Source organism: Hyalangium gracile (genome assembly GCF_020103725.1).
Lineage (GTDB): Bacteria > Myxococcota > Myxococcia > Myxococcales > Myxococcaceae > Hyalangium > Hyalangium gracile.
On record NZ_JAHXBG010000009.1, the window covers coordinates 222,073 to 236,353 of the forward strand.

Annotated in this window: 9 protein-coding genes; 3 read left to right on the plus strand and 6 right to left on the minus strand. The window is 70.1% G+C overall.

The window, feature by feature from the left end; translation table 11 throughout:
• The first annotated feature begins 72 nt into the window (after positions 1 to 72).
• The gene (locus tag KY572_RS20260; protein ID WP_224244540.1) at positions 73 to 1,512 is read left to right on the plus strand and encodes a cytochrome c peroxidase; all 1,440 of its coding nucleotides are present in this window, start codon (positions 73 to 75) and stop codon (positions 1,510 to 1,512) included.
• Positions 1,513 to 1,539: 27 nt separating this feature from the next.
• Here KY572_RS20260 and KY572_RS20265 read toward each other — a convergent pair whose 3' ends face one another.
• The 3 genes from KY572_RS20265 to KY572_RS20275 form a co-directional block, all read right to left on the minus strand.
• Positions 1,540 to 3,822 (minus strand): hypothetical protein, encoded by a 2,283-nt coding sequence (locus KY572_RS20265; protein WP_224244541.1) that lies wholly within the window; start codon positions 3,820 to 3,822, stop codon positions 1,540 to 1,542.
• A 108-nt stretch (positions 3,823 to 3,930) separates the two neighbouring features.
• Entirely contained in the window at positions 3,931 to 4,866 is a 936-nt protein-coding gene (locus KY572_RS20270) for an ROK family protein (RefSeq protein ID WP_224244542.1), read from the minus strand.
• A 30-nt stretch (positions 4,867 to 4,896) separates the two neighbouring features.
• The gene (locus KY572_RS20275; protein WP_224244543.1) at positions 4,897 to 6,267 is read right to left on the minus strand and encodes a phosphomannomutase/phosphoglucomutase; all 1,371 of its coding nucleotides are present in this window, start codon (positions 6,265 to 6,267) and stop codon (positions 4,897 to 4,899) included.
• Between the two features lie 390 nt (positions 6,268 to 6,657).
• On the opposite strand from KY572_RS20275, the gene KY572_RS20280 reads away from it, so the two are divergent.
• A complete protein-coding gene (locus KY572_RS20280; protein ID WP_224244544.1) occupies positions 6,658 to 8,949 on the plus strand; it encodes an RCC1 domain-containing protein in 2,292 nt (763 codons plus the stop codon).
• A 69-nt stretch (positions 8,950 to 9,018) separates the two neighbouring features.
• Here KY572_RS20280 and KY572_RS20285 read toward each other — a convergent pair whose 3' ends face one another.
• Together KY572_RS20285 and KY572_RS20290 are read right to left on the minus strand one after the other, a co-directional pair.
• Positions 9,019 to 10,839 carry a CotH kinase family protein gene (locus tag KY572_RS20285; RefSeq protein WP_224244545.1) on the minus strand — a complete coding sequence of 607 codons (1,821 nt, stop codon included), beginning with the start codon at positions 10,837 to 10,839 and terminating at the stop codon, positions 9,019 to 9,021.
• A gap of 151 nt (positions 10,840 to 10,990) precedes the next feature.
• Entirely contained in the window at positions 10,991 to 11,425 is a 435-nt protein-coding gene (locus KY572_RS20290; protein ID WP_224244546.1) for a cytochrome c oxidase assembly factor Coa1 family protein, read from the minus strand.
• A 225-nt stretch (positions 11,426 to 11,650) separates the two neighbouring features.
• On the opposite strand from KY572_RS20290, the gene KY572_RS20295 reads away from it, so the two are divergent.
• On the plus strand, positions 11,651 to 12,283 hold the full coding sequence (locus KY572_RS20295; protein ID WP_224244547.1) for a DUF2378 family protein: 633 nt from the start codon (positions 11,651 to 11,653) through the stop codon (positions 12,281 to 12,283).
• Between the two features lie 43 nt (positions 12,284 to 12,326).
• Here the strand turns inward: KY572_RS20295 and KY572_RS20300 are convergent, their stop codons facing one another.
• Positions 12,327 to 14,093, minus strand: coding sequence for a protein kinase domain-containing protein (locus KY572_RS20300; RefSeq protein ID WP_224244548.1), 1,767 nt, complete (start codon positions 14,091 to 14,093; stop codon positions 12,327 to 12,329).
• Between the last annotated feature and the right edge of the window lie 188 nt (positions 14,094 to 14,281).

The window sequence follows — 14,281 nt, forward strand, 5'->3', positions numbered from 1 at the left end:
AGCGGCTGCGGTAACACGTTCCGTGCGCCTCGGTGTTCCGTGCCGGCAAGCACAACACCCGGAGGCACACGGATGAAACCCACTCGAACCCTGTCGTGTCTGCTGAGTGCCTTCGCACTCGGCGGACTCGCGGGCTGCTCCACCTCGGATGCGGAGCTGGACCCAGCCCCGACGACGACACAGTCCGAAGCGGGACTCTCATCGGCGGCCAGGGCCGCCACGGGCAGGCAGCTCTTCCAGCACGCGCTCCCGAACACCAACGGGCGCTCCTGCGCCACCTGCCACGTCCTCGACGAGGACACGGCCCTGCTGCCCCAGAGCGTCGAGGCGCGCCTGGCTCGCAACCCTCGAGACCCGCTGTTCAACCGCCTCGACGCGGACGACCCGCTCGCCCCCACCCCCACGTACGAGCACCTCAAGAAGGGGCTCGTGCGCATCATCCTGCCGCTGCCCGCCAACATGGATGTCATCGACACGGCGGGCAACGTCATCACTCCCCCGGACCGGAAGATCTTCGTCTGGCGGGGAGTCCCCAGCATCGCGGACACGGCCATCACCGCGCCCTACCTCTTCGACGGCCGCGCCACCACGCTCCAGCAGCAGGCCCAGGCCGCCATCCACGACCACAGCCAGGGCGGTGACGTGAGTCAGCGGACGCTCGACCGGATCGCCGACTTCGAGCGCAGCGTCTTCTCCTCGGGTCGCGCGCGGTTCGTCTCGCAGCTGCTCGACTACGGCGTCCCCCTCGAGAACATCCCCGTCCCCGAGAACTTCATGGCGCTCAGCCCCCAGGAGCAGCGCGGCCGAGATATCTACGCGGCGGCCTGCCAGGCCTGCCACGGCGGCGCCACCACGAGGCAGATCGTCAACCGCCCCGTCCACGACTTCCTGTTCTCGGCGCTCAAGCCTGATGGCAACGTCGTCTACACCATCGTTCCTGGCCAGGGCCCCGTCCGGGTGCTGGAGCCTCGCCCCGATGACGAGTTCCTGCTCGTCGGGTTCAGCTACTTCTCGTACCTCGGCCAGCTCGGGCTCTTCCCCACCTTCAATGCCTCGGTCGAGCTGCCTCGCTACCGCTTCCGCTTCTACACGGACGGCACGCGCCAGCAGCAGGTGACCGACCTGCCGCCCATCCCGGTGACGGCCAGCGGAGATCCCTTCGATCTGGTCCCCGCCCTGGATGAGAACGGAGCCCCCATCGCCGGCCCCAACAACGCCCCTCAGTGGTTCTCGACGGATCCGGGGCGCGCCCTCATCACCGGAGACCCGCTGGACTTCGAGGCCTTCGACGTCCCACCGCTCCGAGGCGTCGCGCGCACCGCTCCGTACTTCCACGACAACAGCTTCGCGACCCTGCCGGAGGTGGTGGACGCCTACAGCCAGTTCCTGCTGCCCTTCGTCCCCGCGCTGAACCTGCCCCCGGTCCACCCGCCCCAGTTCCCCGGCGGGCCGCCCGAAGCGCTCAGCCCGGCCCAGAAGCAGGACCTGCTCGCCTTCCTCAACCGGCTCTGAGCAACCCCGGTCCTCGCGGGCGGAACCTCACTCCGCTCGCGAGGCGCTGAACACGAGCTGCGTCTGCTGCTCGCCCGTGCCCGCCACCACCGTGAACGTGCGCTCCACGGCCTTGAGGCCCTGGACGCTCCTGGTGGATAGGTCGAGCAGCATCGCGCCGAACGCCTTCACGTGGAACGAGACGAGCCAGAGCTCCTCCAGCTCCGAGAACACGCTGTCGATGAGGGTGGGATCCGCCCCCTGCACCAGCCCGTCCCTCAGCCGAGCCATGCCGGACACCAGGCGCTGCCAGCGCACGTACGTGCCGCCATACATGCCGCCCACGTCCGCCAGCCGCGAGTTCTTGTCCAGCACGTCCGCGAAGGTGTTGGCCCGCCCCGTCCCCTCCCAGAACGCGACCTCCCCGCCCACGCCCTTGGCGATCCTGTCCTGCTTGAGCCACGCCGCGGCGCGCTGCGCGGCCTTCTGCGGCGTCCAGTCCTTGGCCTTCTCCGTCAGGTACGCCATCCACAGCGGCGCGTAGACGCCCTGGCGGAACTCGGGCTCGGAGCGGGCGCGGATGGAGGACCAGGGCATGGAGCGCGCCAGCGCCTTGGCGAAGAACTCCGGCTGGCCGAACGCCACCAGGGACGTCAGCTCCCGGAACAGGGTGTCGGCCAGCTTCACCTCCAGGCGGACCTCCACGGGCCCACCCTTGGCCGCGTCCCGGATCTGCTTGAAGACCTGCTCCTCGTCCGCGTCATCCAGCACGTGCCAGACGATGGCCTCGTCGATGGCCTGGCGCAGCGACTCATCCGAGAGCTTCCCGTTGCGCCGCAGCAACATGTAGAGGCCGAAGTCGAAGTCCCGCACGGTGGGCTCGGACTTGAACCCGCCCATGTCGCACTTGAAGTCGATGGACCAGCCGCCCCGATCCTGGAAGAGGCCACCCTCGTAGCTGCGCAAGCCCACGTAGGCGTAGCGCTTCGGACCGTGGACGCGATCCGGCGAGCCATACTGCGTCACGCGCTGGAGCTTCTTCTGCGTCTGGCTATGGAGCAGCGACCACTTCGAGAAGCCGAGCGAGAAGCCCCACGCCTCGTTCAGCGTCCGCGTGGCCTGCTGGAAGTAGCTGCGCAGCGCCCCGGGCTCGATCTTTCCGAGCACCTGTGAGAGCCGCCCCATCACCAGCGGGGTGTGGAACTGCTTGAGCTGCTCGTCGGACAGCACCAGCCGCAGCAGGGTCTGCTCGTCGGAGAGTCGGGCGTACTCGTACTGGAACCCGGCGGCGATCTTCTCCGCGGCCATGGTCGTGAGCGCCTGCTTCGCCTTGGCCTTCTGGTCCTCCCAGGCCTTCTTGAGGGCGGACGCGTCGGCCTCGTAGTCGCTCAGGCCGAGCCGGTCGAGCGCCAGGCGCAGCACCTTCTTCTCTTCCTCGTTGAGCTGCAGGGTGGCCAGCTTGTCCAGCAGCGCCTCGAACTGGGCGAGGCCGGGCAGCCCCACGAGCGCGTTCAGCGCGGCGTCGATCACCTCCGCGCCCGCGGCCTCCACGCTGACGCCGATCTGCGCGGCGAGCTTCGGGCCGCGCACGGCGCCCTTCTGCACGGAGACCACCATCGCGCCGGCCTGCTCGCGCGAGAAGGTGAGGATGAAGTCGTCCGACACGGTGACCGAGCCCACCACGGAGGCGCCGATGGACGTCTTCAGCCCCAGGAGCGTGCCCGCCGGCAGCAGCCGACTGAGGGCGTTGAGGTTGGAGGTGAAGACATCGGCCCACCGCAGGGACACCGAGGTCTCCAGGCGCGTGCGGGCCTGGAAGCTCAGCGCCTCCTTCGGCTGGAGCTTCAGCACATGGTCGAGCACCAGCGGCAGCCGCAGGTTCTTGGTGTCCTTGTTGATGGCGTCGCGCAGCTGCTCGGTGAGGGAGTGCACGTGGTAGTCGGCCACGAACAGGGTCACCTCGCCGCTGGCGGAGGCGGACAGGAAGGGCATGGTCGCCCCGGCCTGGGCCTTGGCGCGGGCCCGTACGCCATACTTCAGCCACGCGTCCTGCCCGAGCACCAGCGGCGGGCTCAGCTTGAGCACGTCCTCCTGGGTGGCCGCCTCGCCGATGACGCCATCCACATCCACGTCGCCGGGCGCATTGAAGGCCTCGATGGAGGTCTCCGCCCCTCCGTCCACGACGAAGGAGAGCGCCTCGAGCCCCAGGCTGATGGGCTGCTCCACCTTGACGGTGGCGAGGTTGACGCGGACCTGCGAGTCCTGAAGGGGCGTAGCCAGCAACAGCCCCTTCAGTTCATCGAGACTGGCGAGCTTCCATTCGAAGGGCATGGGCGACCTCGGAGCGTGACGCTGGAACGGCGCGCCAGCTCAGCGTAGCGGACAGGCCCCACCTTGGCGTGGATTTCTGGGCGGGTCTGCCCTACCCCACACTTCAGATCAGAGGCCCAGCAGCGCCGCGCCGATGAGGCCGCTGTCGTCGCCCAGCTCGGCCTCGGCGATGAGCAGGCCCTCGCGCGAGGTATTGGAGGACAGCGCCTGCACCCCCTCCACCACGTACCGGCGGATGCCGGGGCAGTTCAGGAGCACCCCGCCGCCGATGATCAGCCGCGCCGGGTTGAGCACCGTCACCATGTTGGCGACGGCCATGCCCAGCATCTGCCCGGCCCGCTCGTGGAGCTCCCGAGCGGCGGGGTCTCCCGCCTCCGCCGCCCTCTCCACCGTGAGCGGGGTGATGCGAGACGGGTCTCCCTCGGTCAGCTCCGCCAGCCCGGGAGAGCGCCCGGCCAGGAGCACCTCGCGCGCCTGGGCGATGAGGTTGTGCCCACCCGCGTAGGCCTCCAGGCACCCCAGCTCGCCGCAGCCACAGCGCCGGCCGTTCGGAATCACCTTGGTGTGGCCCAGCTCTCCGGCCACACCCCCGGCGCCGCGCACCAGCTGGTTGTTGGCGATGACGCAGCTGCCCACGCCCGAGCCCACGAAGACGACATACACGTCCGTGGCGCCCCGGCCCGCGCCAGCGTGCAGCTCGCCCCAGGCGGCGGCGGCCAGATCGTTCACCACGCGCACCGAGTGCCCCAGCCGCTCCGCCAGCAGCGCGCCCAGTGGCACGTTGCGCCAGCCCAGGTTCGGCGCCACCGCGATGACACCGGAGTCCCGGTGGATCTGCCCGGCCGCCCCGACACCGCAGCCGCGCACCTGCGCTCCACCGCTGGCGGCCATGGCCGAGGCGGCGGCCTGGGCAATCACTTCCACGACGGCCATGGGGCTGCGCTCGGTGAGCGCCACCTTCGCGGAGGCAAGGATCCGGCCCTGCTCATCCACCACGGCGGCGCGAGCGTTGGTTCCTCCCAGGTCGATTCCCAGCGTCGGCATCTGTGCGCTCTCCTCTCCTCCTTATACTCCCTACGCGCCCAGCTCGCGCTTCACCTTCTCGACGGTGCCCTCGATGAGCCGCTGGATCTCCTCGAGCCGCTCCGGGGTGCTGGCCTCGAAGCGCAGCACCAGGATGGGCTGCGTGTTGGAGGAGCGCACCAGGCCCCACCCGTCCGGGAAGGTGACGCGCACGCCGTCCACGTCGATGATCTTGTGGCCCGCCGCGCGCAGCGTCTCGGTGACGCGCTTGACCAGCTCGAACTTCTTCTCCTCGCGGGTGTCCACGCGCAGCTCGGGCGTGGCGTACGTCTTCGGCACGTCCGCGAGCAGCTCGGACAGCTTGCGCGGCTCGTGGGTGAGGATCTCCAGCAGCCGGGCCGAGGAGTACACCGCGTCGTCGAAGCCGAAGTAGCGGTTCTTGAAGAAGATGTGGCCGCTCATCTCACCGGCCAGCTCGGCGTGGGTCTCCTTCATCTTCGCCTTGATGAGCGAGTGCCCCGCCTTCCACATCACCGGCTTGCCGCCGTGCTTCTCGATGTCGTCATAGAGGGTGTAGCTGCACTTCACCTCGCCGACGATGGCGGCGCCGGGGCTCTCCTTCAGCACGTAGCGGCTGAAGAGGACCATCAGCTGGTCGCCCCACAGGATGTTGCCCTGGTCGTCGATGACGCCGATGCGGTCGCTGTCGCCGTCGTAGGCGATGCCCACCTCGGCCTTCTCGCGCTTCACGGCGGCGATCAGGTCCTCGAGGTTCTCCACCACGGTGGGGTCCGGGTGGTGGTTGGGGAAGGTGGCGTCCATCTCGCAGAAGAGGGGCACCACGTCGAAGCCCATGGCCTGGAACAGGGGCACCGCCACCGCGCCGCCCGTGCCGTTGCCGGCGTCGATGACGATGCGCATCCCCTTGCGGCCCACCTTCACCGTCTGGCGGACGAAGTGGTTGTACGGGGTGACGATGTCGAACGGGCTCACCGTGCCCGGCTTGTCGCTCTTCTCGAAGTCGCGCGCCTCGATGAGCTTGCGCAGCGCCTGGATCTCCGGGCCGTGGAACGTCGTCTTCCCCGCGCCGATCTTGAAGCCGTTGTACTCGGGCGGGTTGTGGCTGCCGGTGATCATCGCCAGGCCGTCCACCGGCAGGGTGTTGGCGGCGAAGTACGTCAGCGGCGTGGGCACCACCCCCACGTCCAGCACGTGGAGGCCGGTGGAGGTCAGCCCCTTGGCCAGCGCGTCCCGGAAGCGGGTGGAGGACTCGCGGCAGTCCCGGCCCACGACGATGGTGCGCCCGTGCTGGCGGCGGATGATGGTGCCCAGGCCCTTGCCCAGCAGCTCCACCACCTCGACGGTGAGATCCTTATCGACCAGGCCACGGATGTCGTATTCGCGAAAGATGTGCGTATTCATGGGATGAACCCTCACCCTCCCTACCGGTTGAGGAGGGGTACCACCAGAGGGCGGCGGACTCTACACAAGCGAGGGCGGAGGGGTAAGCGCTTCAGGCCTCGGGTGAGCGTCTGCTGTCCCAAGGTGGGAGAACCGCCCAGCGGGCCAGACGGCCGGCCGTAGGCGCGTTTGGTCACTCCGGTGACCGCGATTTGTCACTCCGCGAGCAGCCGCGAGGGGCCAAAGGGCTGGATTCCGTGCTGCGGACCCGCACCGGCGGAGTGGCACGGCGGCTGCTCTGGGCACCCGACACACGGCAAGACAGGTGTCCCCAGCGCGCTTCGCGAGGCGTCCGCCTCGAGGGGGACAGGTGTTGCCGCGCATCCGTCACCCCAACGGAGGACTGCAGCAATGACACGAACGGCGTGGTTCGCGATGGAACTGTTGTGGAAGGTGATGATGGTGCTCGCCTTCGCCCTGGGCGTCAGCGCCCGGGCGGAACCCCCGCTGGAGCCGGAGCGACTCGCTCAGGGCTCCCTGGAGGAGCGCCAGCGGCAGTCCGCTCGGTACGTGCTGACGACCTCCAACAGCCACTCGATGGTGCTCGGCGAGGGCGGCTCGATCTGGGTCTGGGGCGGAGGCCGAGGGGAGGATCTGGGGATCGCGCCGGAGTACAGCGCCGGCAGCGCCACACCCGTGCGGATGCCGAGGATGCAGGGCGCCGTCTCCGTCTCCACGGGCGGCGGAGGGGGACACTCGCTGGCGCTCATGCAGGACGGCACCGTGCAGGCCTGGGGTAACAACTACTATGGGCAGCTCGGGGACGGCACGACGGCGACGCGGACGGCCCGGGTGACGGTGCTGGGACTGACGGGAGCGGAGGCCGTCGCCGCGGGGAGCCAGCACTCGCTGGCTGTACGCCAGGACGGCACCCTGTGGGCCTGGGGCGACAACTGGCGCGGGCAGCTCGGAGATGGGACGACGACCCGGCGCGCCACGCCCGCCCAGGTGCTGGGACTGACGGGCATCGTGGCCGTGGCCGCGAGCGACTACCACTCGCTGGCGCTGAAGCAGGACGGCACCGTGTGGGGCTGGGGTGACAACGGCTTCGGCCAGCTCGGAGATGGTACCCAGCAGCGTCGCCTCACGCCGACCCAGGTGCCGGGACTGACGGATGTGGTCGCCATCGATAGCCGGGGCTATTCCTCTTACGCGCTCCGCGCGGACGGCACGGTCTGGGCGTGGGGAGCCAACCACCAGGGCCAGCTCGGAGACGGCGGAACAGGGCCTGTGCGGCTCACTCCGGGCCGGGTGCAGGGGCTGCCGAGCGTGGTCGCCCTGGCCGCGGGCCACACGCACGTGCTGGCGCTGCGCGCGGATGGCACCGTGTGGGCCTGGGGTGACAACAGCGTGGGGCAGCTCGGCAACGGCTCCCAGGGCGGAGCGAGCCTGCCGCGGAAGGTGCGAGGCGTGCACGGGGTGGTGGCGCTGGCCGCGGCCGCCGGTCACTCGATCGTCCTGCGCCGGAACGGCACCCTGTGGACGTGGGGGCACAACCAGGCGGGGCAGATGGGCACCGGCACCGATCGGCGGACCTCTCCCGTCCGGGTGGTGGGCCTGAGGGATGTGCGCGCCGTCGCCTCCCGCCCCTTCCAGACCCTGGCGGTCCGCGGAGACGGCTCGGTGTGGGCCTGGGGCAGCCCTCAGGGTTTTGGTGGCGGCATCCAGGCCACTCCGAGGCGGGTCCCGGGTCTCACGCAGGCGAAGGGCGTCGCGGCGGGCTCGCTGCACGCGCTGGCGGTGCGCCAGGACGGCACCGTGTGGGCCTGGGGCGACAACTCCCGCGGCCAGCTCGGAGATGGAACGGTGGGCGAGCGCCGTGACACGCCAGCCCCCGTGCAGGGCCTGAGCGGCGTGGTGGAGGTGGCCGCGGGCGACTACCACTCGCTGGCGCTCAAGCACGACGGCACCGTGTGGGCCTGGGGTGCCAACCACTTCAGCCAGCTCGGGGACATGACGCTGGAGGATCGGCCTCTGCCCGTGCAGGTGCAGGGCCTCGCGGGCGTGGCCGCCCTCTCCGGCAGCGTCGATCTCTCGGTGGCGGTGAAGCAGGACGGCACCGTGTGGACGTGGGGCAGCGACTGGAGCGTCTGGACCTGGGGCGATCAGATGCCGCATCCCCCGGCGCAGGCGGAAGGGCTGTCGGAGGTGGTGGCGGTGAGCGTGTTGGCGCCGTCACTGCTGGCTCTGCGAGCGGATGGCACCGTGTGGCAGTGGTACCTCGGCTTCGAGGGAGACCAATGGCCGGCGTGGCCGGTGGATGGCCTCACGGGCGCGGTCGCTGTCACCTCGAGCGCACAGACGACGCAGATCCTGCGCGCGGACGGCACGGTGTGGAACACCGGCGGCAACCTCTATGGAGAGCGCGGGTTCCCGACGGCCGAGTCGTACTCCTTGGAGCCGGCGCAGGTGCCGAACCTGACGGGGGTAGTGGCCCTATCGTCCGAGTCCGGCTCGGTGCACGCGCTGCGCGCGGACGGCACGCTGGTGAGCTGGGGCCACAACGTCCACGGGACGATCGGAGACGGCGTCTCGCCCATCCACCTGGAGCCGACCCGGGTGCTGATGCCTTGCAGGCTCGCGGGGCTGGCCTCGGGAGAGGATGACGTCCGCGAGCAGCGCAGGTGCCACGCGGACGACTGAGCCGGTTCGAGCTCAGGGAGCGCACGGGTCAGGCGCGGGCACGGGGAGCCTGCGCCTGGCCCGAGTGCGTCAAGGTCCAGACTGGGGACCGAACGTCTCCGCGCCGCGAGGCTGCCGGCCGTAGGCCTGGCCCGGAGCCAGCGGGGCCAGCCACATCATGTCCAGCGCCGTCCGCCCGTCCGCCGCGAAGAGCGCCACCTCCGGGCGCTCCGGGCTCAGCACCGCGCCGAGCCGCAGGGAGGCATCGGCGGCCCCCTGGCGCAGGGTGACGAAACCACGAGGCGGCACGGTGGCGGCGGCCAGCCGGGACTGCGTGGGCAGGCGGGTGAAGCCGGTCAGGTACAGCCCGTCGAGCGGCGCCGCCGTATTCCCCCGGTTGTAGAGCTGCACCCACCACGCGCCCGAGGCATCCCGCCCCACCCGGTCGATGACGAGCGGGCCCTGGCCGTGGGCCGAGATGTCCGAGAGGTGGGCGCGCAGCCACGCGCGGCGCTCGTGCACGAAGCGGCGGAGGAACTCGGGGCTGTAGGCGGCGTGAGGTGGGCTCACCCAGGGATCCTTCGCCTTGCCCTCCGGGCCCGCGAGGATGAAGGGCGCCAGCAGCCGGTGCATCGCGTTGATGCGCGCGTTGAGGTTCTCCTCCGTCAGCCAGGTGTCCAGCAGCTGGCGCATCCGTGAGACGAAGCGGGCGCGCAGCACCTCGTCATCGACGATGCGGGTGGAGAGCGTGTTCCACGCCGGCTTCATGTCGGCGTACCCCAGGTTGCGGCGGAACTCCGCCAGCTCGTACACCAGCGGATCATACGCGGTGAAGCAGAGCGGCGGACGCTCGGCCCTCCACGTGACGCCGGCCTCGACGGAGCCGTTCCTGTCATAGAGCGACAGGGCGTTGTTGAGATCCCACGGGACGTACACCCACTTCTCCCGCTTCGGGTCGAACACGAGGTAGCTGCGCGAGTCGGTCTGGTACTCGTTGGAGATGAAGGCGTCGATCACCATCCACGTGAGGTACTCGTCCAGCGCCACGTGCTCCTCGGCGAAGGCGCGGAACTGGTGCGGAGGCGTGCGGCTGATGTCGTCGATGAAGCTCCAGAGCCGATCCCACGGCTGGTCCTCGTTGGTGCGCTTGTCCCACGCCTCCATGTACGCCTCGGCCGGAGGCGGGCGCAGCTCGCAGTCGTGCATGCCGCAGCGGTAGATGTCGCTGTCTCCGTCCAGGCCATGTGCCTTGAGGAACGGTTTGTCGATGGACTCGACCTCCGTATAGACGCCCTGGTACTGGCCGTTGACCATGAGGTGGACGTAGCGCACGGAGGGCACCTTCATCCCCACGCTGGCCGCCAGGTCGTACCAGAGCTTCTCCATCAGGTAGCCGCCATCGTCGTACTCCGCGAGCAGCTCCAGGCGCTTGGCCCCGCCCAGGAAGCGATCCTCCTTGTCGAAGCGAACCTGCCAGGGCTTCTTCTCCTCGAAGCGCGTGGAGCGGCCGCGGTAGCGGACCTCGACGTTCCAGGTGCGCCCCTCGAAGGTGAAGCGAGCGGGGACCATGAAGTCCCGATCCTTGATGTGCTCGTCCAGCGCCTCCTGGTCCTCCGGTGAGATGGAAAGGACGTAGGTGGGGATGGACGTCTGCAGCTCCGGCCACGCGGGAGCCACGGGCGTGCCCGCGTCAGGCCCCGAAGTGCCCGCATCCGGACGAGGCGTGCCTGCGTCCGGCCTGGGACCGCCCGCATCCGGGACTCCCGAATCCGGCGGCGACACGCCCGCATCGGGCGAGCCCTCGGGCTGCTCCTGACCGGACGTCTCTGGAGGAAGAGGCGGAGGCGTTTCGGTCGCGCCTCCACATGCGCTCAGGAGCAGGAGCCCCAATACCCAAGCCGACAGTCTCATGAGCCCCTCACCCGAGCAAAACGCGAGCCGCCACCTCAGCCCACGGTTTGCGCGGGCGCGGAGAAGCCAGTGACTTCGATGAGGGAAACTCTTTGCTCGGCGCGGGAAGCATCGGTGCCCTGCATGGAGAGCCGGGCGCCCGCGAGCGCCACTACGGCGAGCTGCCGCCGCTCACCTCACAGCTGCGCGTATACACCTTGACGCCGTCCACCTCGAGGGCGCCGTCCAGCTCCCAGAAGCCGCCGTCCTTCTTCCCCTGGAAGTGGAGCACGCCTCGGCCGGTGGAGCCGGCCACGGGCATCGTCCAGTCCACGGAGCCCCTGACCGCCGACCACGCCTGGCTGGTCCGAGGCACGCGGAGCCAGCCATGCGACCAGCCCCACCACACGGAGTCGATGTCCTCGCCCAGCAGGTTGCGCGCCTGCTCGCATGCCCGGAGCTGCTCCAGCGCGGCCCGGGGAGCGCCGCTCATGCTCAGCCGCATGCGAGACCATGCCTCGAAGCCGATCCCGACGAAGACCAGGCCCAGGACGACCTGGCCGATGCGCCGGGGGATGCGGGTGGGCTGAGCGGTGCGGGTGGGCACGAGAGCAGTGTCCACTACCCGTTCGACGCCCGGCAACCCCACTCCCCCCAGGGCACCCAGGAAGTCACCTTCCCGCGCGCCTGCTCGAGACAGGCCCGGCGCGATGGTGAGACGTTATCCGGTACACTTTCCGTGCGAGCGAGAAGAATAGGGTGGATGTGAAAAGACGCAGCCCAACCCCAGAGGTAGGCTAGAGTTCGAGCAATGGCCTACGGGGGGCCTGACATGATCCAGCCAAATGCACCGGTGATGTCTCCTGGCGCCGCGGGCAGGGAGTCCGCCTACTCGCGCTATGTGTCGCTGCCGTCTCCCTCGGACACCGTGCGAGGGATGTTCTTCAACGGGCTGCTGACCCTGGTGAAGACGTACGGAGGCGAGCCGGCCCTCAAGCAGTGCCAGGGCATGCTGGGCGACATCCGTTTCGAGCGTAGCTTCATCAGCTTCTCCAGCTACCCGGCCACGGACTTCCTGCGGCTGTGCGTCGCCGCGTCCCAGGTGCTGGCGCCCAGCCTCGGCAACCCGGAGAACACCGCGCGCCAGCTGGGCATGTACACCTCGCGGGACTTCCTGGCCACCATGGCGGGCAAGTCGTTGATGGTGCTTGCGGGAGGCTCGCCGCACCGGCTGCTCGGCAGCATCTCCCAGGCCTACCGCGCGGCGGTGAGCTTCGGCGAGCGGAAGGTGTCTCCGCGAGGCGACAAGTCGCTCGTCGTCAGCTACACGCGGGACTTCTTCCCGCCGGTCCACACCGAGGGCGTGCTGCTGGCGGTGCTGGAGGCGCTCAAGGTGAAGAATCCCCAGGTGCGCTCGCGCTCCCTGGGGCTGCTCGACAGCGAGTACGAGGTGACGTGGGAGTAGGCCCCCCCACGCCAGTGCTGGCTCCCCTGCCCTCCGGCCGTGGCTACCGCTGGATCGCGGGGAGCGACATCGTCATCGGGCGCATGCGCCGCTGAAGCGCCCAGTAGTAGCGGTGCCCGGGGATGTTGAGCGGATCCAGCGTGAGCGCCTGGGTGTAGCACTGGAGCGCCGCCTTCAGGGCCTCCTGCGCCTCCAGGCTCCGGGCCTGGACGAAGAGCGCCTGGGCCTGGGCCTCGGAGCCCGGCCGTGCGCAGAGGAAGGCCCGACGCATGGGCTCCACCTGCTGCTCCGAGAGCCCCGCGGCGATGCACCGGGCGATGCCGAAGGTGTTGCCCCGGCTGGCATCGAAACCCGCGCGGGTGAGCGGATCGCCCAGCGTGCGCCGGGCGGCGTCCACGCGGGCGCGCAGCAGCTCCAGCTCGCGGCGCTGGCTTCGCGGAAGGGTGCGGCCCCAGAAGTGCGCCACGCGGTTGACGGCGGCCTCGCAGCGCTGGCGGATCTCATCGAAGCTCGCCGTGTTCGGCAGGCCCAGGAAGGTGTAAGGGTCCTGTCCGACGGCGGCGGTGCGAGAGAGGAGCTGCGCCAGCTCGGGGTCCGGCGGAGGCTCGGCGGCGCCAGCGCTGGACTGGGCCACCAGGGCGGTCAGCATCTCCGAGGGCTCGGCGAAGTGGACGAAGAACCCGGCGGACACCCCCCAGGCGACCGCCTCGTCCTGGGAGACGTGGCGCACCACATCCCCCACGCAGACGAGCGAGCGTCCCTGGAAGGAGAGCTCCAGGGGCAGCCGGGCCGCGAGCGGCGGCGGCGGCCCGTCGAAGATGACGAAGAGGCCCTCGGAGGTGACGTCGCTGACGCGGACCGGAAGCGGCTCGAGGCTGCCCAGGTTCCCCACGCGCACCTGCAGGCCCATGGGCTCCTGGGTGCTCGGGGCCACGGCCTCCAGCGTCATCGTGGGCCGGGACATGCGGCGCTGGGCCGTGATGAGCGCGAGCTGGAAGTCCCGCGCGCTGGGGAAGCGCTCCTCGGGCCGCCGGGCGATGGCCTGCATCATCACCATGGACAGCACGGGAGGAATCCGAGCGTCCAGCGCGTGCGGCGCCGGCGGTCGCAGCTCCTGCTGCTTGAGGAGCACCTCGCCCATGCGGCCACGGCCGAAGGGCAGGCGCCCGGTGAGGAGCCGGTAGCCGATGACGCCCAGCGCGTACACGTCCATGCGGGTGTCCGCGGCGGAGGTCTCCCACTGCTCCGGAGCCATGTACGCGGGCGAGCCCAGGGAGACGCCAGCGGCCATCTCCTCCTGGGAGAAGCACGCGGACAGGACGCTGGCCATGCCGAAGTCGAGCACCTTCGCCAGGCGCTGGCCCTGCTTGTCACGGGTGATGACGACGTTGTCCGGCTTGAGATCGCAGTGCACCACGCCGCGCGCGTGCGCGGCCTCGAGCCCCTCGAGCACCTGGATGAGCAGGGCCGTGGCGTCCACCGGCGACAGCGGCAGCGGCATGCACGACAGCGGCTCGCCCTCCACGTACTCCATGAGGATGGACGGCAGGCCGCCGGGGCCCGGCCGCGCATCCAGCACGCGCGCCACGTTGCGGTGGAGGACGCGGCTGGCGGCCTGGGCCTCCACATAGAAGCGGGTGCGGACGTTGGCATTCGCGGCCAGCGGCGGGTGCAACACCTTCACGGTGAAGCGCGCCCCGGTCGGGGGATGCATGGCCAGATACACGGCGCCCACGGCCCCGAGCCCGAGCAGGCGCTCGAGGATGAGGGGACCATGCCGCTGACCTACGAGAGAATTGACCTCGTCCATCTCGGTGGCACCGGTGAACGCCGGGCATGCACTCCCGGCCGGATGAACTGCCTGGCAGCGAACGCATCCCATCAACGCCACCCCCACGTGAAACCCCCACCCACGCAATGCGTGAGCGGGATCACTGCAACGTTCGTGCAGGGGGCAGTCGTGGCCTACCCGACGCTCGAACCCCTCGAAGTCGCGAG